This is a genomic window from Antrihabitans stalagmiti, assembly GCF_016482825.1.
GTDB lineage: Bacteria > Actinomycetota > Actinomycetes > Mycobacteriales > Mycobacteriaceae > Antrihabitans > Antrihabitans stalagmiti.
This window is the reverse complement of sequence record NZ_JAEMNV010000002.1, coordinates 759809-783014: the sequence shown is the minus strand read 5'-3', so window position 1 is coordinate 783014 and position 23206 is coordinate 759809. Positions and strand designations below refer to the sequence as shown.

Below are 23206 nucleotides of genomic sequence, written 5' to 3'. Positions count from 1 at the left end.
ATGCACGTAACTTCGTCGTCACGCACGGCTCATCATCGCAACGATCGGCCCGCCTATGGTGTCTCACAAGATATCCAGGCGCCCATCGTCGCGTGCCGGTCGAATGCCGGTACCCCGCACACCATCGATCGGGGCTCCGATCGGAGTAGATGAAGAGGAACAACCATGTCGATCGCTGAGCCCCCGCCCAAAGACGCCGCCACCAAAGCAGGCGCAGGACGTCACGGCGGTACCGAATCCCATGACGAGGCAGGCGATTATCTCGCCAAACGAACACTGAAAAAGGGCACTGCCGGTTGGTTGCTGCTGGCCGGCCTCGGTGTCAGCTACGTCATCTCGGGTGACTACGCAGGTTGGAACAACGGTCTCGCGGAGGGTGGGTTCGGTGGCCTGATGATCGCGGCGATCGTCATCGCCGCGATGTACCTCGCGATGGTGCTCGGCATGGCCGAACTGTCGTCCGCGTTGCCCGCAGCGGGTGGCGGCTACACCTTCGCGCGTCGCGCGCTTGGCCCATGGGGCGGATTCGCAACGGGCACAGCTATTCTCATCGAGTACGCGATTGCGCCGGCAGCAATTGCCACCTTCATCGGGTCGTATGTCGAGTCGCTCGATCTGTTCGGCATCACCGACGGTTGGTGGATCTACCTCGCCGTGTACGCGATCTTCATCGGCATTCACCTGACGGGTGCGGGCGAAGCGCTGAAGGCGATGTTCGTCATCACCGCAATCGCGCTGGTCGGTCTGCTGGTGTTCGCCGTCGCGTCGATCGGCCTTTTCGAATCAGGCAATCTGACCGACATCCCCGCGACCGATGCCGTCGGAGCGTCGTCGTTCCTCCCGTTCGGATTGTTCGGAATCTGGGCCGCTGTGCCGTTCGCCATCTGGTTCTTCCTCGCCGTGGAAGGTGTTCCGCTCGCCGCCGAGGAAGCTCGCGATCCCGAGAAGAACGTGCCGAAAGGCATCATCATCGCCATGTTGGTGCTGCTGATCACCGCAGCGGCCGTCTTGCTTCTCGCCACCGGAGCACTGGGCGCGGGCGCACTGTCGGTGTCGGGCAATCCTCTGGTCGAGGCACTCGGTGACGGAACCGTCGCGAAGGTCGTCAACTACATCGGCCTGGCAGGCCTCGTCGCCAGCTTCTTCTCGATCATGTACGCCTACTCACGCCAGACGTTCGCTCTCTCTCGAGCCGGGTACCTACCCAAGAATCTGTCGGTCACGAATTCGCGAAAGGCACCGACACTCGCCCTCGTCGTACCGGGCGTGATCGGCTTCGTCCTTTCGCTGACCGGCGAAGGCGCGATGCTGCTCAACATGGCTGTTTTCGGTGCAGCTGTCAGCTACGTGCTGATGATGGTCAGCCACATAGTGCTTCGTGTTCGGGAGCCGGAAATGCCGCGGCCCTACCGCACGCCCGGCGGCATCGTGACAACAGGGTTTGCACTCGTGATCGCCGCGGCTGCGGTCGTCGCGACCTTCCTCGTCGATCCTGTTGCCGCACTGTGGACGTTCGTGGCATTCGGTGCGTTTATGGCGTACTTCGGGCTCTACAGCCGTCACCACCTGGTGGCCAACTCGCCCGACGAGGAGTTCGCGATTCTGGCCAAGGCCGAAGAAGATCTGGAATGACGGGATCGCTGCAGAAGGCGTACTCGCATCGGATCGGAGGAGTCACCTACTCCTTCAACGGCATCGTCGATCTGCTCGCGAAAGCCACCCCGCGACGATCGGGTGACGAACTTGCCGGCTGTGCGGCAGCGTCGGATGCCGAACGCGCAGCAGCGCAATGGGCCCTTGCGGACGTGCCGCTCGGCGTGTTCCTCGAGGAACTCGTCGTGCCGTACGAGGACGACGAAGTGACGCGGCTGATCATCGATTCCCACGATCGCGTTGCGTTTCGAATGTTGTCGCATCTGACCGTCGGCGGTCTGCGGGATTGGCTGTTGGACGTAGCGGCAGGCACCGACCCGGCGACGCAATTGACAACGGTAGCCGGTGCTTTGACACCGGAAATGGTTGCCGCGGTCAGCAAGATCATGCGAAACCAGGATCTGATCGCGGTCGCCCGTGCAGCGTCGGTGACAGCTGCATTCCGAACGACGGTCGGGCTGCCGGGCCGTCTGAGCACTCGGTTGCAGCCCAATCATCCGACCGACGATCCGCGCGGTATCGCGGCGTCGACGTTGGACGGCCTGTTGCTCGGCTGCGGTGACGCGGTGATCGGCATCAACCCGGCCACCGACTCGCCCAAGGCGACAGCAGACCTGCTGTACCTGTTGGACGACATCCGGCTGCGGTACGAGATTCCAGCGCAGTCCTGTGTGCTGAGCCACGTCACCACGACGATGGAACTGATCGGCAAGGGTGTGCCCGTCGACCTGGTCTTCCAATCGATCGCAGGTACACAGGGCGCGAATTCTAGCTTCGGCGTTGATATTTCGTTGCTGCGGGAAGCCAATGCGGCAGGGCGATCACTCGGCCGCGGCACGGTCGGCAACAACGTGATGTACCTCGAGACCGGGCAGGGGTCGGCGCTGAGTTCCGGCTGTCATCTCGGTACCGGGGGCGCGCCCGTCGACCAGCAGACATTGGAGACGCGGGCATACGCCGTGGCGCGCGATTTGGAACCGTTGCTCGTCAACACCGTCGTCGGGTTCATCGGCCCCGAGTATCTCTACGACGGCAAGCAGATCATTCGCGCAGGCTTGGAAGATCATTTCTGCGGCAAGTTGCTCGGTCTGCCGATGGGTGTCGATGTCTGCTACACCAACCATGCCGAGGCCGACCAAGACGACATGGACAACCTGCTGACGCTCCTGGGCGCAGCCGGCGCGGCATTCGTCATCGCGGTGCCCGGTGCCGACGATGTGATGCTCGGCTACCAGAGTCTGTCGTTCCACGACGCGCTCTACGTTCGGCAGGTGCTCGGTCTGCGGCCCGCACCTGAATTCGAGGCCTGGCTGCATCGACTCGGAATGACCGATCGCGCCGGTCGAATCCTCTCGATCGACATCGGGGAGTCGCCGCTGAATGCCCTGACCGCACCTCCTGCGAGGGTGTCGTGACAGAGCTCAGTACCGCGGCATTCTGGGACGAGCTGCGCCAGAGCACCCAGTCGCGGATCGGGCTCGGTCGCGCGGGGGATTCGTTGCCAACTCAGCGGGTCCTCGAGTTCAAGGCCGCCCATGCGGCAGCGCGCGATGCAGTGCATGTCCCGCTCGATGTGGACACGTTGGTTGCTGCCGTAGCGGCGGTCGGCATCGGCGATCCGGTCGTCGTAACCAGCCTCGCTACCTCACGAGGTGAGTACCTGAGGCGTCCCGATCTCGGTCGCCAGCCCGACGATCTCACCGCTGTGCCGCGCACCGATGCGGACGTGGGATTCGTGCTGAGCGATGGACTTTCACCGCTGGCGCTGATGGAACACGGCGCCGGTCTGCTTGCCGCGCTCGCCACCGAACTCGGCGACGGATACTCCCTCGCTCCGCCCGTCATCGCAACGCAGGCACGCGTCGCGCTCGGCGACCACATCGCCGTCGCGATGGGTGTGCGGACGGTCATCGTGCTCATCGGTGAGCGGCCGGGTCTGTCGGTCGCGGACAGCCTCGGCATCTACCTCACCCATCTGCCCGACACGAGTCGTACCGACGCGGACCGCAACTGCATCTCGAACATCCACCCACCGGAGGGACTCGGCTACACCGTGGCCGCTCGGATTGCGGCAGGACTTGTCTCAGGTGCCCGTGCCCTCGGCCGATCCGGCGTTGCCCTCAAGGACAATTCGCGTGACGAATTAGGCGCTGCGGCGGAGCCGCACTAGGCGATTTCGAATTCCCGGCTTGCGCCTCTGATCGGGAACACCCGGCCTGAGATGTCGCGCGCATCGCCCTGATAGACGATGCGATGTGTTCCGGGTTGCTGACCGGACGGAATGTCCCACGTGACCGTGACGGTGGTGACGAGCAGGTTCTGCTCGACGAGCAGTTTGGTGGACCAGTCGCCGTCGTCGGCGATGCGCTTCCACGCGGCACCGTCTTTGCGCTCGACGGTGAGGTAGGTGTCGCCACGTCGCAGGTTGTTGTTCGGATTCGCCCCCGCGAAAACAGCTTTCGCCTGTTGGCCCATTGCGTACGCCGCTGCGGGCTCGGCAAGAACGTCGCCGAAGGCTCGCCCTGCGGGAGGCATGTCGACGATCGGCTGCCCGCTCGGACTCACCGGAATCCGAGCGGTGGCGTCGTCGCTCGCGGGCCCGCCGGGGTCGACAGGCGTTCCGTCGCGTAGAGCGGTCGCAAGTTGGGCGACGATCTGCGTGACGGCAGGCAGTTGCCATCGGCCGAACAGGGTCGAGCCGCCTTCGTAGTTCTGAGTGTCGTACTCCTCCGGCGTCGTGAGGTAGTGGCCGTAGGCGTTGGTGTAACCCTGGACGATGATCGAATCGGTCGGTGTACCGAGAATCTCGGAGACGGTGCGACGCAGTCGAAGCCCGGAGACGATCGTCACTTCGAAGGGCAGCGAGACGAGGTGGAGTGTGCCGATGCGGACGACGTAGAACGGGAAGACCTGTTGCACGACACCTGGGACGAGGCCGACGGGAAGGAGAATTTCTTTCGGCGCCTGCGCGGCCAAAATGTCTGGCGTAATCGCGAAGATCTGGTCGGTGACGGCCTTCACCATGGGGTTGCCGCCGCGTTCACCTTCGTTGAACGGAAAGTCTTCGCCTGCACCACCGTCTTCTTGGCTACCCGCCGCGAAGGATGCGCCGAGCATGGCAGGTGCGGTCTTGTGTTCGCGGCCGTCGCCGGTGAATTCCGGTGCCACGGTCACGTTGCTCATGTCCACGTAACGCCAGCGAATGTCGATGCCACCACCGATGCCGGTGCCGCCGGATTGTGAACGCGCGGCCTGATATTGGCGATCCCCGATGATCCGAGTGTTCTGGAACTCGTCGTCGGTCGGTCCCTCGCCTGGCTGCAGGTCGAGGTTGGGTGAGATGTCGCCGGGGTTGCTCTGGGCGAACGCCGCAACGATGCTGTTGTTGTTCGCGAGGTAGTCGATACCCACTTCTTCGCGTTCCCAGCGGTAGGCGGCGTAGCCCTTGTTGTCGCTGCTGACGATCGTGTTCGTCGCTTTCATCGACGTGCCGTGAGTTGCGAACCAGTTGATGGCGCCGTCGACGGTGCCGCCGCGGCTGATGTGCAGCGTCGTCGACTGCGGGTCGATGCGGTCGGGGAATGCTGCCCTGTCGATCGCGGGGTCGTTGTCGAATGCGGGTGCGGACCGGTTGACTCCTGCGTCGCTCAGGCTGGAACGGGTGAGTCCCAAGATCGCTGGGGCAATGTCGTTGTGCGCCATGATGATCGATTCGACGATGCCTGCGACATTCGCTTCGAAGGTCGCCGGACGGAAGCCTGTGACCGTGATGTCGTAGAGCAGATGACCGGAGTTGCCGCCCGGCCCGGCATGCGTGTGTGTGGCCGAGAGTAGAACGTTTCCACGGTGATAGAGATCCCCGAATTCGGCGCTGAGCCTGCGTAAGACCTCTTCGAAGGTGCTCTGAAACATCAGCCCGGTCTCGGTGGTGACGTGCACGAGCCGGGTGTTGCTCGCGGTGTCCTGAAAAATGAATGCGCGAGAGCGTTGCCGCAGGTGCAGTCCTGTCGTGACTTGCTCGAACGCCCCGTAGCCGTTCATGCCTGCACCGAGGAGCTCGCCCGTCATGTCGGCGATGCCACGCCCGACGAGTAGCGAACCGGAGTTCGACGGCACAGCTCTCGCGCGCGCAGGATTGCCGAGGGCGCCCGCAGCTGCTGCTGCGAACGCGGCAACAGCCGCAGAGGTGAGCACGGTACGGCGAGGAATGCCGGACCGATGCTGGTGTGCGTTTTCCGGCTGTCCTGGCGTCTGCAACGTCCTACCTACATTCGTTCGGGAAAGTTTCTCTCGAAGATTCTGCACGCTAACTGGTCAAGTGTCCAGGAAACAGGTAAATCAGTTCGGTGCGAGGCCGGCGAGTGTCATCTGCTTGAGGACCCGCCGCGCCTGTGCAGGCGACGACGGATTCGCGCTGTGGGGCGTCGAGTTGATGAGACCGAACGTTGCGTGCGCTTTGACGCGAGCGTCGGACTCGGAAAGTCGTGAGTCGACCTGCTGCAAAACTTTCACCCACACCTCGACGTATTGGCGCTGCGCTCGGCGAACCTGTCGACGGGCCGGAGCGGGCAGGCTCTGCAGGTCGCGATCCTGGATGCGGATGAGGTCGGGCTCGGAGAGTGCGAAGTCGAGGTGGAATTCGACGAGATTGTCCAGCGCTTCGGTCGGTGTCGCGGCGTTGTCGGCCACCGACGTACCGCCGGCGAGTAGACGCTGACTGATGCCGCCGAGCAGTTCGACAAGCACTGCTTCCTTGTTGGGGAAGTGGCGGTAGACCGCGGGCCCGCTGATTCCCGCCGCGGCGCCGAGGTCTTCGAGTCGGAGGCCGGGAAAGCCGCGCTCTGCAATCAATCGTGCTGCGGCGGTGAGTAGTTGGCTGCGCCGATCGGCTTTCATCTGCTCGCGGCGGGTGAGTGGAGGCGGGGCATCGTCTGCGACTTGGGTATCGCGATCCGGCATGGCGCTCATTGCTCACCTCCCTGCTGTCTGGACAACTCAGTTAATGAAGGTTATCTTAGATTTCAGTTATTGGCGATTAACCCGATTGAGCATTTTCCTGGATCGACTACGAACTCTCGAGGATGGCGGATGACAGTCACTGCAGACGTCGGCACCGGTTACCGGGCCGAGCACATCGCGTTGGTCGACGACCTGAAAGGCAGGCTTGCGCAGGCTGCACTCGGCGGACCCGAACGGTCGCGAGAACGCCATGTGAGCCGCGGCAAACTGCTGCCAAGGGATCGAGTGAACACCCTTCTCGATGCGGGCAGTCCGTTTCTCGAGATCGCCCCACTCGCTGCCAACGGGCTCTACGACGACGAGTGCCCAGGCGCGGGCGTCATCGCAGGCATCGGCCGAGTATCGGGTCGCGAATGCCTGATCATCGCCAACGACGCCACCGTCAAGGGCGGAACGTACTACCCGATGTCGGTCAAGAAGCATCTGCGAGCGCAGGAGATCGCGCTGCAGAATCATCTGCCGTGCATTTACCTCGTCGACTCCGGTGGTGCCTTCCTCCCGCGCCAGGACGAAGTGTTTCCCGACCGCGAACACTTCGGGCGCATTTTCTACAACCAGGCCAATATGAGTGCCAAGGGCATCCCGCAGATCGCATCGGTGATGGGGTCGTGCACCGCTGGTGGCGCGTACGTCCCCGCGATGAGCGACGAGGCTGTGATCGTCCGCAATCAGGGCACGATCTTCCTCGGTGGACCACCGTTGGTGAAAGCCGCAACGGGTGAAGTTGTCACGGCCGAAGACCTCGGCGGCGGCGATCTGCACTCGAAGGTCTCCGGCGTCACCGACCACCTCGCCGAAGACGATCAGGACGCACTGCGAATCGTGCGTCGCATCGTCGCGACGTTCGGTCCGCGCAATGCGCTGCCGTGGGACAGGCTGCTGCCGCGAGATGCGATCGCGCCGCAGACCGACCTCTACGACGTCGTGCCGACCGATCCGCGCACACCGTACGACGTCCACGAAGTGATCACCCGCGTTGTCGACGCCGGCGAATTTCAGGAGTTCAAAGCCGAGTACGGCAAGACCCTTGTGACCGGGTTCGCCCACATCCACGGCCACCCCGTCGGGATCATCGCCAACAACGGCGTCCTCTTCGGCGAATCCGCCATGAAGGGTGCACATTTCATCGAGTTGTGCGATAAGCGCTCGATACCGTTGCTGTTCCTGCAGAACATCTCCGGGTTTATGGTCGGTCGCGACTACGAGGCCGCGGGCATCGCCAAGCACGGCGCGAAGATGGTCACCGCCGTCGCGTGCGCTCGGGTCCCCAAGCTCACGGTCGTTATCGGCGGATCGTACGGCGCGGGAAACTATTCGATGTGCGGCCGCGCGTACTCACCTCGGTTCCTCTGGATGTGGCCGAACGCGCGCATCTCGGTTATGGGCGGGGAGCAGGCGGCATCGGTGTTGGCGACAGTGCGAAGCGATCAACTCGACTCGTCGGGCAAGCCGTGGTCGGCCGACGACGAGGAGACGTTCAAGGCCCCGATTCGCGACCAGTACGAGCGTCAGGGCAATCCCTACTATTCGACGGCGCGGCTGTGGGACGATGGGGTCATCGATCCGGCCGACACCAGAACCATTCTCGGACTGGCACTTTCGGTATGCGCGCAGGCACCGATCGAGCCGGTCTCCTACGGCGTATTCAGGATGTGAGACGGGTGAAACGGATCGACACCATCCTTGTAGCGAACCGCGGCGAGATCGCAGTCCGCGTGATTCGGACACTGCGTGCCATGGGTATTCGCTCGGTCGCGGTCTACAGCGAGGCCGACGCCGATGCCCGCCACGTGCACGAAGCCGACATCGCAGTACTGCTCGGACCTGCCGCGGCTCGCGAGAGCTACCTCGACATCGGCAAGGTCGTTGCAGCTGCTCAGCGGACCGGCGCGCAAGCCGTGCACCCCGGCTACGGGTTCCTTTCCGAGAACGCGAAGTTCGCCGCCGCGCTCGACGAAGCGGGTATCGAATTCGTCGGTCCGTCGACTCACGCCATCGAGGTGATGGGCGACAAGATCACGGCGAAGAACGCTGTAGCGAAGTTCGACGTCCCAGTCGTCCCTGGCATCGCGCGGCCGGGTCTGACCGACGCCGAGTTGATCGACGCCGCGGTCGACATCGGATATCCGGTGCTCGTCAAACCGTCAGCGGGTGGCGGCGGCAAGGGTATGCGGATGGTCGAGGACCCCGCTGATCTGCCTGCCGCTCTGGCGAGTGCGCGCCGCGAGGCTGCGTCGGCTTTCGGCGACGACACACTGTTCCTCGAACGGTTCGTGTTGCGGCCAAGGCACATCGAGGTGCAAGTGCTTGCCGACAAACACGGCAACATCATTCACCTCGGCGAACGTGAATGCAGTCTGCAACGTCGCCACCAGAAGGTGATCGAAGAAGCACCTTCTCCGCTGCTCGACGAAGCGACCCGTGCCCGCATCGGCGCCGCAGCGTGCAACACGGCGCGCAGTGTCGACTACATAGGCGCGGGCACAGTCGAATTCATCGTCTCCGCCGACAGTCCGGACGAGTTCTTCTTCATGGAGATGAACACCCGACTTCAAGTCGAACACCCCGTGACCGAGCTGGTCACCGGACAGGACTTGGTCGAGTGGCAGGTGCGGATCGCGGCGGGCGAAGAACTCTCGATCGGCCAGGACGACATCACGATGACTGGCCACGCCATCGAAACCCGTGTTTACGCCGAGGACCCGTCGCGGGGTTTCCTACCGACCGGTGGCACCGTCGTCGACCTCGTCGAGCCGAGCGGCGTTGGCGTGCGAGTGGATTCGGGACTGCGGCGCGGGACGGTCGTCGGCTCCGACTACGATCCGATGCTGTCGAAGGTGATCGTGCACGCCGCCGACCGTGCGGCCGCGCTGCGCAAACTCGACCGCGCACTCGCGCAGACCGCGGTGCTCGGCGTTGTCACCAACATCGAGTTCGCGCGCTTCCTGCTCGCCGACCCCGACGTCGTCGCGGGTCGGCTGGATACCGGACTGCTCGACCGTCGTGTCGAGGACTTCGTCGCGGCGGAACCGACGGACGACGTCTTCATCGCGGCTGGTGTGTATCGCTGGATCCAGGGCTGGCAGAGCGCCGGATCGGATCCGTGGTCGACGCCATCCGGCTGGCGCATCGGGACGACAGCGCCGACCAGCTTCCGGCTGTCGACGCCCGCTCGCACCGATCATGTGCGCATCACCGGCACGCCGACCGATGCCCGAGTTGCGATCGAGGACAACGATTCTCGGGCCATGAGTGCCGAACTGCACGATGGCGTACTCGCTGTGACGATCGACGGACTGCGTGCGGACTACCTCGTTGCGACCCACGACGGCCTCATCTGGCTCGCGGGCATCGACGGAACGACAGTCGTGCGTGAGGTGCGCGAGGTCAGCATCCGTGCGGGTGACGCCCACACCGGCGACGCCGAGATCACCAGTCCGATGCCGGGTGCCGTGATCGCCGTCAACGTCGAGAACGGTGCGACCGTCACGGCCGGTACCGCGGTCGTCGTGGTCGAGGCCATGAAGATGGAACACGCGCTCACCTCACCGATCGACGGCGTGGTCGAACTACTTGTGGCACAGGGCGATCAGGTGAAGGTCGACCAGCTGCTCGTCCGAGTAACGCCCTCCAAAGACACCGAATCCGAAACAAACGAAACCAGGGATGCATCATGACCGACACTCTGTCCACGGGCGAACTGCCCGACGAATACTTGCAGCTCGCGAAGACGGTCCGCGATTTTGCGCAGTCGGTCGTGGCCCCTGTTGCGGCCGAACACGATGCGAACCACACGTTCCCGTACGAAGTGATCGCCGGAATGGCCGACATGGGTCTGTTCGGGCTGCCGTTTCCCGAGGAGGTCGGCGGCATGGGTGGCGACTACTTCGCACTGTGCCTCGCCCTCGAGGAACTCGGCAAGGTCGACCAGAGTGTTGCGGTGACCTTGGAAGCAGGTGTCTCACTCGGTGCGATGCCGATCTTCCGGTTCGGCACCGACGCGCAGCGTGAAGAGTGGCTGCCCATGCTGACGAGTGGAAAAGCGTTGGGGGCCTTCGGTCTGACGGAGCCCGGTGCAGGTAGCGACGCGGGCGGAACACGGACTACCGCAAAGGCCGACAGCGGCGAGTGGATCATCAACGGCAACAAGCAGTTCATCACCAACTCCGGCACCGACATCACCCGACTGGTGACGGTCACGGCGGTGACTGGTCAGCGTGACAACGGCGCGAAGGAGATCTCGACGATCATCGTGCCGACCGATACGCCAGGGTTCACGGCCGAGCCTGCCTACAACAAGGTTGGTTGGAATGCCTCGGACACGCATCCGCTGACGTTCCAGGATGTGCGCGTGCCCGAGGAGAACCTCCTTGGCGAGCGTGGTCGCGGCTATGCGAACTTCCTCCGGATCCTCGACGAGGGCCGAATCGCGCTCGCCGCGCTGAGTGTTGGCGCTGCGCAGGGGTGCGTGGACGAAAGCGTGAAGTACGCCAAGGAGCGTGAGGCGTTCGGTCAGGCGATCGGGCGCAATCAGGCGATCGCCTTCAAGATCGCGCGTATGGAGGTTCGGGCGCATGTCGCGCGGACCGCGTATTACGACGCGGCGGCTCGGATGTTGGCGGGTAAGCCGTTCAAGAAGCAGGCGTCGATTGCGAAGCTGGTCGGCAGCGAGGCGGCGATGGACAATGCCCGTGATGCGACGCAGATCTTCGGTGGCTACGGATTTATGAACGAGTACTCGGTGGCGCGTCACTACCGTGACAGCAAGATCCTCGAAATCGGCGAGGGCACAACAGAGGTGCAGTTGATGCTGATAGCAAGAGAAGCCGGCCTGTGAGCGGCCCGGCACGCATAGTTCAGCGCGGACTCTGGTTCGAGGAGTTCGACACCGATGTCGTGTACGAACATCGTCCCGGTCGGACAATCACAGAGGCGGACAATGTTCTGTTCACGACGTTGACGATGAACACTCAGGCTCTGCATTTGGACGCGGCGTTCAGTGAGCAGTTGCCGCCGTTCAATCAGCGGTTGGTGAATTCGATGTTCACGTTGTCGACGCTTGTCGGTTTGTCGGTGGCGCAGTTGACGCAGGGGACGATCGTCGCGAATTTGGGATTTTCGGATATTGCGTTTCCGAAGCCGCTGTTTCACGGTGACACGATGTATGCGGAGACTGTGATCACGGACAAGCGTGAGTCGAAGAGCCGCCCTGGGGAGGGCATCATCACGTTCGCGCATACTGCTCGTAACCAGCACGGCGATGTTGTTGCAACGGCGACCCGCAAGACCCTGGTCCGGAAGCGACCCGAGGAGGACGTGACATGACCGATGTTGCCACCTGGGTGTCACCGGGTCCGGCGTGGCTGTTCTGCCCGGCCGATCGTCCGGAGCGTTTTGCGAAGGCGGCTGCGATCGCCGACGTGGTGATCTTGGATTTGGAGGATGGCGTCGCACCTGCCGACAAGGCGGCCGCACGGGCTGCTCTCGTCGATACGCCGCTCGATCCGAATTCGACGATCGTCAGAATCAATGCTGTCGGTACCGACGACCACGCTCTCGATATCGCGGCGCTGTCGAAGACCGACTATCCGCGGGTGATGCTTGCGAAATGTGAATCGGCGGAACATGTCCGGTCGCTTGCACCGCGGCAGGTGATCGTGCTGATCGAGTCGCCGCTCGGTGCGCTCGCGGTCGTCGAGGCAAGCCATATCGACAACACCATCGGCATCATGTGGGGCGCGGAGGATCTGGTTGCGGGTCTCGGCGGTAACGCGAGCCGGGGTGAGGATGGCCGCTACCGCGCTGTGGCGCAGCACGTCCGATCGACGTCGTTGCTCGCCGGAAAAGCGCATGGTCGGCTGGCGCTGGATTCGGTGTACCTCGACATCAAGGATCTCGATGGGCTGCGCACCGAGACGCTCGATGCTGTCGCGGTCGGGTTCGATGTGAAAGTTGCAATTCACCCGACCCAGGTCGCGGTGATCAGGCAGGCTTATGCACCTGAGGCGGCTGAGCTCGATTGGGCGCAGCGGGTTTTGGCCGCAGCCGCCTCCGAGCGCGGTGTGTTTGCGTTCGAAGGAAAAATGGTCGATTCACCAGTGCTGCGGCACGCGGAACAGATTGTTCGGCGCGCGCCGAGCGCGCGATAGAAAGGCAGTCGATGACGACAGTAGAGCCACAGTGGGTGCCGAGCCCTGCGGATATCGACTCTGCTGTTGTCACAGATTTTGCGCGGTTTGTCGAAACGCGAACGGGCACTGCCTATCCCGATTACCACTCGCTGTGGCGCTGGTCCGTCGACAATCTCGACGAATTCTGGCGTGCGGTCTGGGACTACTTCGAGATCATCTCGCCCGAACCGGGTGTTGCTCTCGCCTCGTCGGCGATGCCAGGCGCAACGTGGTTTGCCGGTGCCGAGCTGAACTACGTCGACCAGGTTCGCAGGCAGGCACGCGATGATCGTCCGGCGATCGTGTACGTCGGCGAGGGTGGTGAAAGGACCGAGACGTCGTGGCCCGAGTTGCTCCGGCAGGTCGACGCGCTCGCCGCGACATTGCGGGGTCTGGGCGTTGGGACTGGTGATCGCGTCGTCGGATATCTGCCGAACATTCCCGAGACAGTTGTCGCCTTCCTCGCGACAGCAAGCCTCGGCGCTGTGTGGAGCGCATGCGGCCAGGACTATTCGGCTCCCGCAGCTTTGACGCGGCTCGGCCAGCTCGATCCGACGGTATTGATCGCTGCTGACGGGTATCACTTCGGTGGTAAGACCCATGATCGGCGAGGTGAGGTCGAGCAGTTGCGCGCTGGCCTGCCGACCTTGCAGGCGACCGTACTTGTTTCCCGCATCGAAGCGCCGGTCGACGGCACGATCGACTGGGCCGACGCTACCGCCGGTGAGAGCGAACCAACCTCTGTTGCAGTACCTTTCGGTCATCCGCTGTGGGTTGTGTTCTCCTCGGGTACGACGGGGTTGCCGAAGGGGATCGTGCACGGGCACGGGGGAGTGCTCTTGGAGCACCTGAAAGCCGTTGCGCTGCAGACCGATATCGGTCATGACGACAACTTCTTCTGGTACACGAGTCCGAGTTGGATGATGTGGAACTTCCAGGTCGCGGGTCTGCTGGTCGGTTCGACCATCGTGTGTTACGACGGCAGCCCGTCGCATCCGACGACGGACGCGCTGTGGAATGTTGCCGCGCGGGAACAGGTGACCGTGCTCGGGACCAGCCCCGGTTACGTACTTGCCTGCGCCAAAGCGGGTGGGGTGCCGCGCACCGATCACGACCTGAGCGCTCTGCGTACCGTCGGCATCACCGGCTCCGCGCTGCCGCCGTCGTCGTCACTGTGGTTGCGTGACAACGTCGGAGTGCAGGTTGGCTCCATCAGCGGCGGTACCGATGTGGTTTCGGCGTTCATCGGCGGTGTGCGGACGGTCCCGGTCTGGCCGGGGGAGTTGTCGGTACCGTTCCTTGGCGTCGCGTTGGATGCGTTCGACGTGAACGGGCAGTCGGTGCGTGGCGAGGTCGGTGAGCTGGTGATCACGGCGCCGATGCCGTCGATGCCGATCGAGTTCTGGAACGACCCTGACGGAAAGCGTTATCGCGACGCCTATTTCGACACCTACCCCGGTGTGTGGCGGCACGGCGACTGGATCACCATTACCGAGCGCGGCAGCATCGAGGTGCACGGTCGTTCGGATTCGACGTTGAACCGCAACGGCATTCGAATGGGTAGCGCCGACATCTACCAAGCGGTCGAGAATTTGCCGGAGATTTCCGAAGCCCTTGTGATCGGGGCCGAGCAGCCCGACGGCGACTACTGGATGCCGTTGTTCGTCGTCCTTGCGGGCGATGCCGAACTCGACGACGCATTACGCACGCGGATCAAGACGGCGATCAGGGACCAAGCGTCGCCACGGCATGTGCCCGACGACATCGTGCTTGCGCCGGGAATCCCGCACACACGCACAGGCAAGAAGTTGGAAGTGCCGATCAAGCGCATCTTCCAGGGCGGCGATGCCGCGCGCGCGGTCGACCGAAGTGCTGTCGATGCACCAGAGTTGATCGAGTGGTATGCCGCGTACGGCACCGACCGGATGGCGAAGAAGGACTAGCGACCGGCGAACGGACCTACTGAGGAGCTGATGCTTTCGGCCGCCATAGTCGAACTTCTCCGCTCGCCGCGTTCGCTCTGTCCATGTCGATATCTACCGAGTCATCGGCAGCCGCGTACGGCACGAGAACGTCGAGTGCGATCCGATCTCGGTGCTCCAAAAGAACTTTGATCGCATCGCCGGTGAAGGGAGCTTGGACTGTGACATCGAAGACTGTCGCGCGGGCGAGCAAGTTCTGCTCGTCTTCGGGCAGTTCGAGACTGCGCTGTATGGCCAGTTCGTCGTCGGTTCCGAGCGTCGTGCCGAGCTGTCTCACCCCGCGTTGAGCGTTCTTAGCGATAACGAGCATAAAAGTGGAGAAGCCGCCGCTAGCGCTGAGCGAAACGGCAGCAGCATTTACACTGTCCTCCAGCAGGGAGTCGAGGTCATCCTGCGCCTGGGGGGACGCTTCGTTTCTCCAATGCAACGGGGGCACCTCTCTGGCCGTGGTCGGATCGAGTTCGGGGGATCGGAAGCGTTATGACGGACAAAGTACTACGTGTCGATACCGGCACCTTGCGACAAGGGTCCGGCCAATTCACCGATCACCACACTGATCTGCGTGAGGTTCTCGACCGTATCCATCGCGATCACGACGGGCTACAGGAGACCTGGACCGGCGGAGCTGCAGATTCTGTCGCGGAGGTATGGAGTGATTTGCGCGAGCGGATCGATGCCCACATCGGAAAGATCTCCTACGACGCCGACGGCCTAGGCGCAGCATCGACTGCGTACGACGACCAAGAACGTGCCAGCGCCGCCGATTTCGACGCAACAGCGCGGGAGGCGTAGCACCATGGCACACGGCTACGACCTGCCGACGATGGAACGCTTCGTCGCAGAACTGGATGGTCGAATCAGCTCGTTGATCGAAATCAACAACGCGGTGCGGCATTCGGCAACAACGACGAAAAGCGACTTCGACGGTGACGGCGGCGATTCCTTCTGGACAGGAAACACCGACTGGCACCGTCAGACCGATGAGTTACTCGACGAACTCAGGGCACTTCGGGCACGGGTGCAAGGGTGCTACGACAACTACACCGAAGCGCATCGGGTCAACTGCGCAATGTTCGCATGACGGCGCGCGACAGGGTTTTTGCAGCGATCTTTCTGGTGTGCTTTGCGGTTTTCTCTTCAGGGTGCGCAACGTCCGGCGAACCAGTAGCCGTCGATGCGGGGACCTCGGGGTCTGATTGTGATGCCCGTAGTGCGTCCGGAGAGGCCTTTGTCGGCGACATAGAGGATTCGCCGCAGTACTCGTTTGCGATTCCGAAGCTCTATGGGTGGACAGAGCAGAAAGCGACCCCCGACTTGACGATCATCCGTCGAGATCGTGCAGACTTCGCTCTCGTCGCCGTCACAGTAGGCGCAGCGCCGCGCAGTGACGACGAGTCAAACCTCGTCTTCTTCGAAAGTCTCGCAGGAAGTCCGGACAGGACGCGATGGCGGGAGCAGACCAAGGTTCGCCGCGAGATCTGCGGCCTGCCCGGCTTCGAGATCACCGGCGTCTATGACGGTCCAGGCATGTACAGCACCGAGTCGTATGTGGGAGCTGTCTGCGAATGTGGTCGGGGGCGCAACGACATGGCTGTGATCACGGTGAGCGCCGTGGTCCGGGGGTCAATTGCGCCGTTTGCCGACGATATCGCGGCAATTGTCAAACATCTGCAAATTACGTCTCCGGCCGGATTGTGAGGAACGCTGGATGACATATGCCGATGCGGAGTGGTACTTCCGCTACGCAACTCAACTTGCCGCGCTGAGCGTGACGGTGGAGAACAGTCTTACTCAGTTGGACGGCACGCTCGATGTGTCGCGCTCGGCTGGTGCGCACTCCACGGCCGGAACGAGTTGGGGCCAAAACTACGACCAAGCTGCGTGGGATGTGTTCGAGATCGGCTCGTTTGTCGCGATAGCGGCGGGGAATCTCGCTGAGCTGGTTCATGCGGCGGGCGTCAATCATGCCGACGCACAGAGCAACAACGCTCCGCAGGAGGAGATTCCGGTCTCGCCTGCACCTGTGGTGGCGGCAATGGAATACGCGCTGCGCCCGGGTGGTCTGAGCGTGGGAGGTGTCGGCGACTTTCCGGATAGGTGGGACCTCGTTGCCGATCGTGTCAGCAAGCAGTGGGCTGATTGCGTTCCCAATAAGATCAGTAGCGCCGGTGATGCATTTTCCAAGTTCTCCAGCGAGTTTGCTGCCTATACCTTGGCGCGCGAGGATGTCGCTGATCCGCCTCCAGAGGTACCGATGATCAATGCGGCTGTCGACCGAGTGTTGACCAGCCTCTTCGACGCGTCACAGTTCGCCTCGTTCGTCAGCACCGCTTGCACCGAGGTCGCCGACAAATCGGATACCGAGCGTGAGCAGATCAAAGCAGTCCTGCTCAATTGCGACATGTTTACGGCCTTGTTGGAGGTCACCGCGAATGCTCCGGTCCTTGGGCCGTTCGCCAAAGCTGGGATCGAGAAGGCGATCGAAGCGGCGAAGGCCACCGCCGCGGAAAATGTCGACACGCTGCTCGTGGAGCTGGATGGTTTCGTCGCCGGCGCCATCTCAAAGACCGCAGGAATTTCGAGTGGAGTCACCGGGTCGGTTCAGTTGAACTTGGCGCCGATGCTCGGCAAGTACGCCCGCCAGAGCCAGCCTGTTCGAGGCCGACCGATTCGGGAGAACTGGCGTGCCGGTGCGCTGGGCGAAGTTCGTGCTGGCGTTATTCCGAGCCCGAAAACTTCGGTGAACATCAACGGTCGCAGGCGAATTCCAGATCGTATCGACGTCACGAACGGGCAGGTTACAGAGGTCAAGAACACGAACTCGGTGAAGCAGTCCGAGACACAGATCAAGGATGAACTGGCCTGGGCGCAGAGCCAGAATTACACAATGACGTTGATTGTCGATCACCGCACAGAGGTGACGCCGGATATTCAGAAGTTGGTCGACGACGGAAAGATCTCGCTGATCCGCGCGGAGTTGGACGACAACCTTCCAACGGGCCAGAAGCCCACACCTTTCATTCCAGATGTGCAATGGACTCCGCCGATCACCTATGACCCGAAAGACACGCCTAGCGGCATCCCCTCTCCTCAGGCGCCGGCACGATGACCTTCGAGTATCCAAGCATGCCGAAAGGCGAGAACTGGCTGGACAATTTGCCGGTTCGATACAAAGAAGGGCAGAACGGGTTCGAGTTGCGCCTCGCCAGAGAATTGGCTGCAGTGGGGGTGCGCTGCTACACCCTCGAGAGTCTGGCGAACGGACCGACGACGATCCCGCCCGCTATTCCGATTTTTGTAGATTGGCTCGAGCACCTCGACCAGAAGATTCCAGGCCCGGAAACGCGACATCGAGAAGTAATTCGGGTTGGGTTGATACGCAATCTCATTGACCCGGCGGCAAAGCGCAACCGTGGTGCAATCGAGGCACTGTTTGCGCAACTCGCCCGTACCAATCCGCCGCTGCCCCATATTCATGAGTACTTCACTCTGCGGGCGTTGGATACGATCGCCGAGCGTAAGGACTACGACCGCATGGTGCGGATTTTTCGGACCTTGACACACGACGACTCGAAAATCTGTGTCTTGCATTATCTCGGCCAATTCAAGACGCCCGAGGCTCGTGAGCTTATCCTCCCGCACGTCGCGGATCCTCTGGTGCGGTACCAGGCGATCCAGTCGCTCGGCAGGATCAAGAATCCAGCCGACCGAGCACTGATCGAAAGCTATGCCGACGATCCGAACTACCAGGTCCGTAACGCCGTTAAATCGGCGCTGAAGAAGATTCCGCAATCGTGAGCGACTTCGACTACGAGTCGCGCGCCGCGGCGCTGATTGCTGAGGTGAAACGTCAAACGACGCTGATCCAACAATCGTCAGCCGACATGCGAGGCACCGTCGGAGAGGCGACGTCGCCGAACAGGGCCGTCACTGTCCGTGCGACTGCAGCCGGGCGCGTCGAGAACGTTGTCTTGCGGCCGATGGCGCAGCGGACGCCTCCAGCGACGCTCGGCGCCATGATCGCGGAGACAACCAATCAAGCGTTCGTCAACGCACGGGACTTGGCCGAGGCTCGAATGAGCAACCTCTACGCAGCGCGTGACGCGCTCGCCGACCATTTACGACTCAGGGATCCCGCTGCGGCCGCTGCGTATGCCGATCTGACGAAAGCTGTTGCTGCGCAGGCGCACCCGACAGACACCGTGGCCATCCAGCGGCCTTTGTCCGACGACGAATACGCCCGCAACCACAAAAGCGGCTGGACCGTGTCCGGCTGATTCGGAGCCGATCCGCCTGCCCGGACGGCGACGTCGAGGGCTCAACCCAGCGCAGCACGCCAATGGGCGAGGTTGATTCGGGTCATGCTGGTGTGCGGGTGTTCTGGGCCGAGGTCGTCGCGCAGTTCGTCCAGTAGCTCTTCGTACTCGGCTACGGCACCGGCGATGTCGCCGCTCTCTGCTCGGGACTCGGCGAGATTGCCACGCGTTCTGCGAGTGTGCGGATGGGATGCGCCGAGTACTCGGATCTGATCGCGTCGCAACTGCTCGTAGGCGGCGATTGCAGAACCGACGTCACCCATGTTGCCGCGCCAGAATGCGAGAGCGCTTCGTGTGGCGAGTGTTTCGGGATGGTCGGAGCCGAGGGAGCGGACCTGATCGACATGCAGTTGTTCGTACTGCTTGACCGCGGCACCGATACGGCCACTGTTGGCGAGCCGCAGTGCGACGGCCTTTCGTGTCGCCAGGGTGTCGGGGTGCTGGCTGCCGAGTTCGCTTGCTTGGGAGGCGAGTTGCTCTTCGAGCCGACGATCCGCACTCGAGGAGTCGAGATCCGATGGCGCAGTGAGGACGGCAGGCGTTGGTGGTGCAGCGGGAGCCGTGGCTGCGCGGTTTGGGCGCCGTGCCTCGAGGCTCGCACGCAACGCAGTTGTGGCCCGGCGGATGCGGTGTTTGCGATCGCTGGTTCGGAGGCTCATCGGGTGGTAGCAATCTGGCGAGGTGTGGTCGCCGCAGTGTGATGTGAGCGACCTGGAGTCGAATATAGGAGATAGCTCACGTCTACGGGTATGCGGCGGGCCGATTAGCAAACTGAAAGTTTGTTTTGGGGTCGCGTCAGGTGGATCTGGACATCACCGTCTGCCGTAAACTTCGACCGCGTAGCGTCGCCCGTATGGCTGATCTCTCCGATCCTGCGGTCCTGGAATTTCTCATGAGCGGAACACGTACCGCCAAAGTGGGTTTCACCGCACGCGATGGTCGTCCGCTGGTCGCGCCGGTGTGGTTCGTCGTCGATGGTGACGACATCGTCTTCAACACGGGCGTCAAGTCGGCGAAGGGTAACGCCATTGCACGCGACAATCGCATCGTGGTGTGCGTGGACCTAGAGGTTGCGCCGTTCGGATTCGTCCAGGTGCAGGGTGTCGCGGAAGTCAGCGAGGAGCCGACCGAACTGCTTCGTCTCGCGACGGCAATAGCGGCCCGGTACGTCGGCGCCGATCGTGCGGACGAATTCGGTAGACGCAACTCCACGCCGGGTGAAGCGGTTGTGCGCCTGCGCCCGACGAAGGTGATCGCCAACCTCGACGTCACCGCGTGACATGACCGTTCACTTCATCGGAGCCGGACCAGGCGCGGCCGACCTGCTCACATTGCGAGCCGTACGGCTACTTGCAAGCAGCCGCGTATGCCTTTACGCCGGAACCTATCTCGACCAGACGATGCTCGGGCACTGCCCCGACGGCGTCGAGTTGATCGATACGGCGAATCTCGACTTGGACCAGATCACCGAGTTGCTGGTCCGCGCTCACGAATCCGGCCACGATGTCGCCCGCCTGTGTTCCGGTGACCCGTCGATCTATTCGGCTCTCGCGGAGCAAACGAAGCGACTCGACGCCGCCGGAGTTCCATGGGACGTGACCCCCGGGGTCGCGGCGTACTCCGCGGCCGCGGCTGCGTTGGGAACCGAACTCACGGTTCCCGAACTGGCTCAGTCGGTCGTATTGACCAGGGCGCAGGCGAGGTCGACCGCGATGCCCGCTACCGAGGCGTTGGCCAACTTCGCTCGCACCCACGCGACTCTCGTTCTGCATCTAGCCATCACCCAGATCCGGGCACTCGCCGACGAACTGACTCTCGAATACGGCTGCGACTGTCCGGTCGCTGTTGTCTATCGGGCAAGTCAGCCGACCGAACTCGTCTTGCGAGGAACCCTTGCCGACATCGCAGACCAAGTCGAGGCAGCTGATCTGCGACTGGCCGCCGTCGTCATCGTCGGGCGAGCATTGGCTCCTGAGCGGGTTACGCAATCGCACCTGTACGACCCGAAGCGATCGCGTCCGAAAGGACCGTGATCATTTCCGCCGCACACAGAATTTTGGGTGAGCCTCAGTCGAAATCGAAGTCGACGGTGTGCACACCCTCGGCGTCGCGGTTGTAGCGGACCCGGCCCGTGCACCCGGCGAGGTCGGCTGTGCCGGAACCGGGCACTATCGCGCCGAAGCTTTCACTCGCCGTCCCCGCGACGACGCCGCCGTGTGCGATGACGATGCTGCCGGTTCGGCCGCCGATGGTTCCGGTGAACACTTCGTTGGCGACGTAACTCGCCCCCACTTCGTTCGCGGCTGTCAGCAACTCGGCTGTGCTCTCTCCGGACACCGCGCCGGTGAACGTTTTGGTGACTACGACGCGATCGAAAGTTGTTGCTCCGAGTGGTTCCCGCAGCATGGTCGGAACCCATCCGGTGACGTCGAAGTGGGCAGTGATCGTATCGTTCGGCATAGCTCGAGATTAGCTACCGAAGCGCGGCCGACGATTGAACATTTCGGACAGTCACTCTTGTCGGCCCCACGAGACACGGGTGAATCCGCAGTATTGGTTCGCACGTCCAACGGGGCGGTAGATTGGTTGGGTGATCATCCATCCGACCGCGCAGTCATCAATCTTGCAGCCGGACCCCGGCGCTGGGCAAGCACTCCCGGGCGTCGGATGACGGTCATCGGCTGCAGACCGAGCGCCAAGCAGCGGACTCGGTAGAAGGTTTGTCCGAAGGTTCGCGCAGAGCGAACGATTTCGTGTAACAGGTCGCATCCGACCAGCAGATATACACAATGGACTTTTAACGATATCGATATTTGAACTTTGGCCCGGAAGAGCTTGTCGTAGCGGTTGGATATGTTGCGGTCGAGCGTCGACGGTGCGGTTGGGGAGCGCTTCGAGTGTTTCCGGAAACGAGGTAACGGTTGGACCAGCAGGATTTCGACGGAATCGACAAATCTGCTCGAGAAGCTGATCGGAACGCGCTGGATGTGTTTCCACTTTCGCCTGCTCAGCTGGGGATGTGGTACGCACAGCACCTCGATCCCGAGGTGCCGATCAACATCGCGCAGTACGTCGACCTTGTGGGGGACCTCGATACCGCTGCGCTAGACCGCGCCAGCGCTGCTGCCGCACGCGAGTTCGGTTCCGGCTACCTGCGAATCATCGAACAGGGCGCCGAACCGGTTCAGACCATCGACTACTCCCTCGATACGCGGCTCAAGCAGGTCGACGTACGTGGCGAAGCAGATCCCGTCGCCGCAGCCGTCGAGTGGATGCGTGCGGAGTACAGCGCACCCATCGATCTCGTCGAGGGTCGACTGATCGTGCAGGCGGCAATTCACGTCGAAGATCATCGGTGGTTCTGGTACTCACGTGTCCACCACGTCGCGCTCGATGGCTACGGCGCGACCACGTTCATGAATCGCATCGCCGAGCACTATTCGGCAGAAGCGGCGGGCGTCGAGGCCGAACCTTCCAAGGCAGGCGACCTACGCGCTCTGTACGAGCAGGAGCTCGCATACCGCGACAGCACCCGATTCCAGAACGACAAGGTGTACTGGGCCGAACGAGTTGCCGGCCTCGAAGAAGGAACGAGCCTTACCGGGCGTACCGCGGCGCCTGCCCCCGTCAACGGCATCGTCAGCGCAGCCATGTCCGCCGAAGAAGGCTCGCTGCTGGCAAGATCGGTCGCAAAGCACGACTCCTCGCAGGCAACGTTGCTGATTGCTGCGGTCGGTGCGTACTTGGCGCAGATCAACGGAACGACCGACGTCATCCTCAGCCTTCCGGTCACCGCGCGCACCACCGCCGTGATGCGTCGCTCCGGCGGCATGGTGTCGAATGTCGTTCCGCTGCGACTGCGCGTCGACTATTCGACGACGGTCACCGATCTGCTCAAGTCGATCGCCGTCGAAGTGTCCGGCGCACTCCGCCATCAGCGTTACCGCCACGAAGACATCCGACGGGATTCACCGACTCAGAACAGCACCAAGGAATTCTTCGGACCTTGGGTCAACATCATGCTGTTCCACAGTGAGTTGGCCTTCGGGCCGATGACAGGGCAGTT

General features: G+C 62.7%; 23 protein-coding genes (1 of these 23 only partly in view). 18 read left to right on the top strand and 5 right to left on the bottom strand.

What is annotated here, in order from left to right; translation table 11 throughout:
• Positions 1-165: 165 nt before the first annotated feature.
• The 3 genes from eat to eutC are packed head-to-tail and all read left to right on the top strand — an operon-like array spanning position 166 to position 3823.
• Positions 166-1632, top strand: coding sequence for an ethanolamine permease (gene eat, locus JGU71_RS07670; protein ID WP_199703412.1), 1467 nt, complete (start codon positions 166-168; stop codon positions 1630-1632).
• Positions 1629-3068, top strand: coding sequence for an ethanolamine ammonia-lyase subunit EutB (locus JGU71_RS07665; protein WP_199703411.1), 1440 nt, complete (start codon positions 1629-1631; stop codon positions 3066-3068). Before eat ends, JGU71_RS07665 begins: the two co-directional genes overlap by 4 nt.
• The gene (gene eutC, locus JGU71_RS07660) at positions 3065-3823 is read left to right on the top strand and encodes an ethanolamine ammonia-lyase subunit EutC (RefSeq protein WP_199703410.1); all 759 of its coding nucleotides are present in this window, start codon (positions 3065-3067) and stop codon (positions 3821-3823) included. Before JGU71_RS07665 ends, eutC begins: the two co-directional genes overlap by 4 nt.
• Here eutC and JGU71_RS07655 read toward each other — a convergent pair.
• Positions 3820-5910, bottom strand: a complete 2091-nt coding sequence (locus JGU71_RS07655) for a neutral/alkaline ceramidase (RefSeq protein ID WP_199703409.1) — start codon at positions 5908-5910, stop codon at positions 3820-3822. The genes eutC and JGU71_RS07655 overlap by 4 nt on opposite strands.
• Positions 5911-5991: 81 nt before the next feature.
• Positions 5992-6621, bottom strand: coding sequence for an SACE_7040 family transcriptional regulator (locus tag JGU71_RS07650; protein WP_307829544.1), 630 nt, complete (start codon positions 6619-6621; stop codon positions 5992-5994).
• Between the two features lie 120 nt (positions 6622-6741).
• Here JGU71_RS07650 and JGU71_RS07645 point away from each other — a divergent pair, with 120 nt between their 5' ends.
• The 6 genes from JGU71_RS07645 to JGU71_RS07620 are packed head-to-tail and all read left to right on the top strand — an operon-like array spanning position 6742 to position 14785.
• On the top strand, positions 6742-8328 hold the full coding sequence (locus JGU71_RS07645; protein ID WP_199703408.1) for a carboxyl transferase domain-containing protein: 1587 nt from the start codon (positions 6742-6744) through the stop codon (positions 8326-8328).
• A gap of 5 nt (positions 8329-8333) precedes the next feature.
• Positions 8334-10349, top strand: a complete 2016-nt coding sequence (locus JGU71_RS07640; RefSeq protein WP_307829543.1) for an acetyl/propionyl/methylcrotonyl-CoA carboxylase subunit alpha — start codon at positions 8334-8336, stop codon at positions 10347-10349.
• Complete coding sequence (locus JGU71_RS07635; protein WP_199703406.1) at positions 10346-11509, top strand: acyl-CoA dehydrogenase family protein; 1164 nt, start codon at positions 10346-10348, stop codon at positions 11507-11509. The genes JGU71_RS07640 and JGU71_RS07635 overlap by 4 nt, the downstream gene beginning before the upstream one ends.
• Positions 11506-11997 (top strand): MaoC family dehydratase, encoded by a 492-nt coding sequence (locus tag JGU71_RS07630; protein WP_199703405.1) that lies wholly within the window; start codon positions 11506-11508, stop codon positions 11995-11997. Before JGU71_RS07635 ends, JGU71_RS07630 begins: the two co-directional genes overlap by 4 nt.
• Positions 11994-12821 (top strand): HpcH/HpaI aldolase/citrate lyase family protein, encoded by an 828-nt coding sequence (locus JGU71_RS07625; protein WP_199703404.1) that lies wholly within the window; start codon positions 11994-11996, stop codon positions 12819-12821. Before JGU71_RS07630 ends, JGU71_RS07625 begins: the two co-directional genes overlap by 4 nt.
• A gap of 11 nt (positions 12822-12832) precedes the next feature.
• Positions 12833-14785, top strand: coding sequence for an acetoacetate--CoA ligase (locus JGU71_RS07620; RefSeq protein ID WP_199703403.1), 1953 nt, complete (start codon positions 12833-12835; stop codon positions 14783-14785).
• A 16-nt stretch (positions 14786-14801) separates the two neighbouring features.
• On the opposite strand, the gene JGU71_RS07615 is transcribed toward JGU71_RS07620, so the two are convergent.
• Positions 14802-15101, bottom strand: a complete 300-nt coding sequence (locus tag JGU71_RS07615; RefSeq protein ID WP_199703402.1) for a hypothetical protein — start codon at positions 15099-15101, stop codon at positions 14802-14804.
• Positions 15102-15304: 203 nt separating this feature from the next.
• On the opposite strand from JGU71_RS07615, the gene JGU71_RS07610 reads away from it, so the two are divergent.
• The 6 genes from JGU71_RS07610 (at position 15305) to JGU71_RS07585 (ending at position 19101) form a co-directional block, all read left to right on the top strand.
• Positions 15305-15616, top strand: coding sequence for a WXG100 family type VII secretion target (locus JGU71_RS07610; protein ID WP_199703401.1), 312 nt, complete (start codon positions 15305-15307; stop codon positions 15614-15616).
• Between the two features lie 4 nt (positions 15617-15620).
• Complete coding sequence (locus JGU71_RS07605; protein ID WP_199703400.1) at positions 15621-15905, top strand: WXG100 family type VII secretion target; 285 nt, start codon at positions 15621-15623, stop codon at positions 15903-15905.
• A gap of 233 nt (positions 15906-16138) precedes the next feature.
• The gene (locus tag JGU71_RS07600; protein ID WP_199703399.1) at positions 16139-16522 is read left to right on the top strand and encodes a hypothetical protein; all 384 of its coding nucleotides are present in this window, start codon (positions 16139-16141) and stop codon (positions 16520-16522) included.
• A 10-nt stretch (positions 16523-16532) separates the two neighbouring features.
• Positions 16533-17933: a putative toxin gene (locus JGU71_RS07595; RefSeq protein ID WP_199703398.1), complete on the top strand. Its 1401-nt coding sequence runs from the start codon at positions 16533-16535 to the stop codon at positions 17931-17933.
• A 17-nt stretch (positions 17934-17950) separates the two neighbouring features.
• Positions 17951-18622: a HEAT repeat domain-containing protein gene (locus tag JGU71_RS07590; protein ID WP_199703397.1), complete on the top strand. Its 672-nt coding sequence runs from the start codon at positions 17951-17953 to the stop codon at positions 18620-18622.
• Positions 18619-19101, top strand: coding sequence for a YbaB/EbfC family nucleoid-associated protein (locus JGU71_RS07585; protein ID WP_199703396.1), 483 nt, complete (start codon positions 18619-18621; stop codon positions 19099-19101). Before JGU71_RS07590 ends, JGU71_RS07585 begins: the two co-directional genes overlap by 4 nt.
• Before the next feature lie 41 nt (positions 19102-19142).
• On the opposite strand, the gene JGU71_RS07580 is transcribed toward JGU71_RS07585, so the two are convergent.
• The gene (locus JGU71_RS07580) at positions 19143-19799 is read right to left on the bottom strand and encodes a tetratricopeptide repeat protein (protein ID WP_199703395.1); all 657 of its coding nucleotides are present in this window, start codon (positions 19797-19799) and stop codon (positions 19143-19145) included.
• Between the two features lie 194 nt (positions 19800-19993).
• On the opposite strand from JGU71_RS07580, the gene JGU71_RS07575 reads away from it, so the two are divergent.
• Both JGU71_RS07575 and cobM read left to right on the top strand, forming a co-directional pair.
• Complete coding sequence (locus JGU71_RS07575) at positions 19994-20419, top strand: PPOX class F420-dependent oxidoreductase (protein WP_199703394.1); 426 nt, start codon at positions 19994-19996, stop codon at positions 20417-20419.
• A gap of 1 nt (position 20420) precedes the next feature.
• Positions 20421-21173 carry a precorrin-4 C(11)-methyltransferase gene (gene cobM / locus JGU71_RS07570; protein WP_199703393.1) on the top strand — a complete coding sequence of 251 codons (753 nt, stop codon included), beginning with the start codon at positions 20421-20423 and terminating at the stop codon, positions 21171-21173.
• A 34-nt stretch (positions 21174-21207) separates the two neighbouring features.
• Here cobM and JGU71_RS07565 read toward each other — a convergent pair whose 3' ends face one another.
• Positions 21208-21600, bottom strand: a complete 393-nt coding sequence (locus JGU71_RS07565; protein ID WP_199703392.1) for a DUF3224 domain-containing protein — start codon at positions 21598-21600, stop codon at positions 21208-21210.
• A gap of 461 nt (positions 21601-22061) precedes the next feature.
• Here JGU71_RS07565 and JGU71_RS07560 point away from each other — a divergent pair, with 461 nt between their 5' ends.
• Positions 22062-23206, top strand: the start of a protein-coding gene (locus JGU71_RS07560) for a non-ribosomal peptide synthase/polyketide synthase (RefSeq protein ID WP_233528823.1). Its footprint extends 43846 nt past the window's final position; the window shows 1145 of its 44991 coding nt (coding positions 1-1145); it begins with the start codon at positions 22062-22064; its stop codon lies beyond the right edge, outside the window.

Excerpts from the sequence above, each read along its gene's own strand:
- eat (WP_199703412.1), top strand. The coding sequence starts at position 166 with ATGTCGATCGCTGAGCCCCCGCCCAAAGACGCCGCCACCAAAGCAGGC.
- JGU71_RS07665 (WP_199703411.1), top strand. The coding sequence starts at position 1,629 with ATGACGGGATCGCTGCAGAAGGCGTACTCGCATCGGATCGGAGGAGTC.
- JGU71_RS07650 (WP_307829544.1), bottom strand. The coding sequence starts at position 6,621 with ATGAGCGCCATGCCGGATCGCGATACCCAAGTCGCAGACGATGCCCCG.
- JGU71_RS07645 (WP_199703408.1), top strand. The coding sequence starts at position 6,742 with ATGACAGTCACTGCAGACGTCGGCACCGGTTACCGGGCCGAGCACATC.
- JGU71_RS07635 (WP_199703406.1), top strand. The coding sequence starts at position 10,346 with ATGACCGACACTCTGTCCACGGGCGAACTGCCCGACGAATACTTGCAG.
- JGU71_RS07625 (WP_199703404.1), top strand. The coding sequence starts at position 11,994 with ATGACCGATGTTGCCACCTGGGTGTCACCGGGTCCGGCGTGGCTGTTC.
- JGU71_RS07620 (WP_199703403.1), top strand. The coding sequence starts at position 12,833 with ATGACGACAGTAGAGCCACAGTGGGTGCCGAGCCCTGCGGATATCGAC.
- JGU71_RS07610 (WP_199703401.1), top strand. The coding sequence starts at position 15,305 with ATGACGGACAAAGTACTACGTGTCGATACCGGCACCTTGCGACAAGGG.
- JGU71_RS07605 (WP_199703400.1), top strand. The coding sequence starts at position 15,621 with ATGGCACACGGCTACGACCTGCCGACGATGGAACGCTTCGTCGCAGAA.
- JGU71_RS07595 (WP_199703398.1), top strand. The coding sequence starts at position 16,533 with ATGACATATGCCGATGCGGAGTGGTACTTCCGCTACGCAACTCAACTT.
- JGU71_RS07590 (WP_199703397.1), top strand. The coding sequence starts at position 17,951 with ATGCCGAAAGGCGAGAACTGGCTGGACAATTTGCCGGTTCGATACAAA.
- JGU71_RS07580 (WP_199703395.1), bottom strand. The coding sequence starts at position 19,799 with ATGAGCCTCCGAACCAGCGATCGCAAACACCGCATCCGCCGGGCCACA.
- JGU71_RS07575 (WP_199703394.1), top strand. The coding sequence starts at position 19,994 with ATGGCTGATCTCTCCGATCCTGCGGTCCTGGAATTTCTCATGAGCGGA.
- cobM (WP_199703393.1), top strand. The coding sequence starts at position 20,421 with ATGACCGTTCACTTCATCGGAGCCGGACCAGGCGCGGCCGACCTGCTC.
- JGU71_RS07565 (WP_199703392.1), bottom strand. The coding sequence starts at position 21,600 with ATGCCGAACGATACGATCACTGCCCACTTCGACGTCACCGGATGGGTT.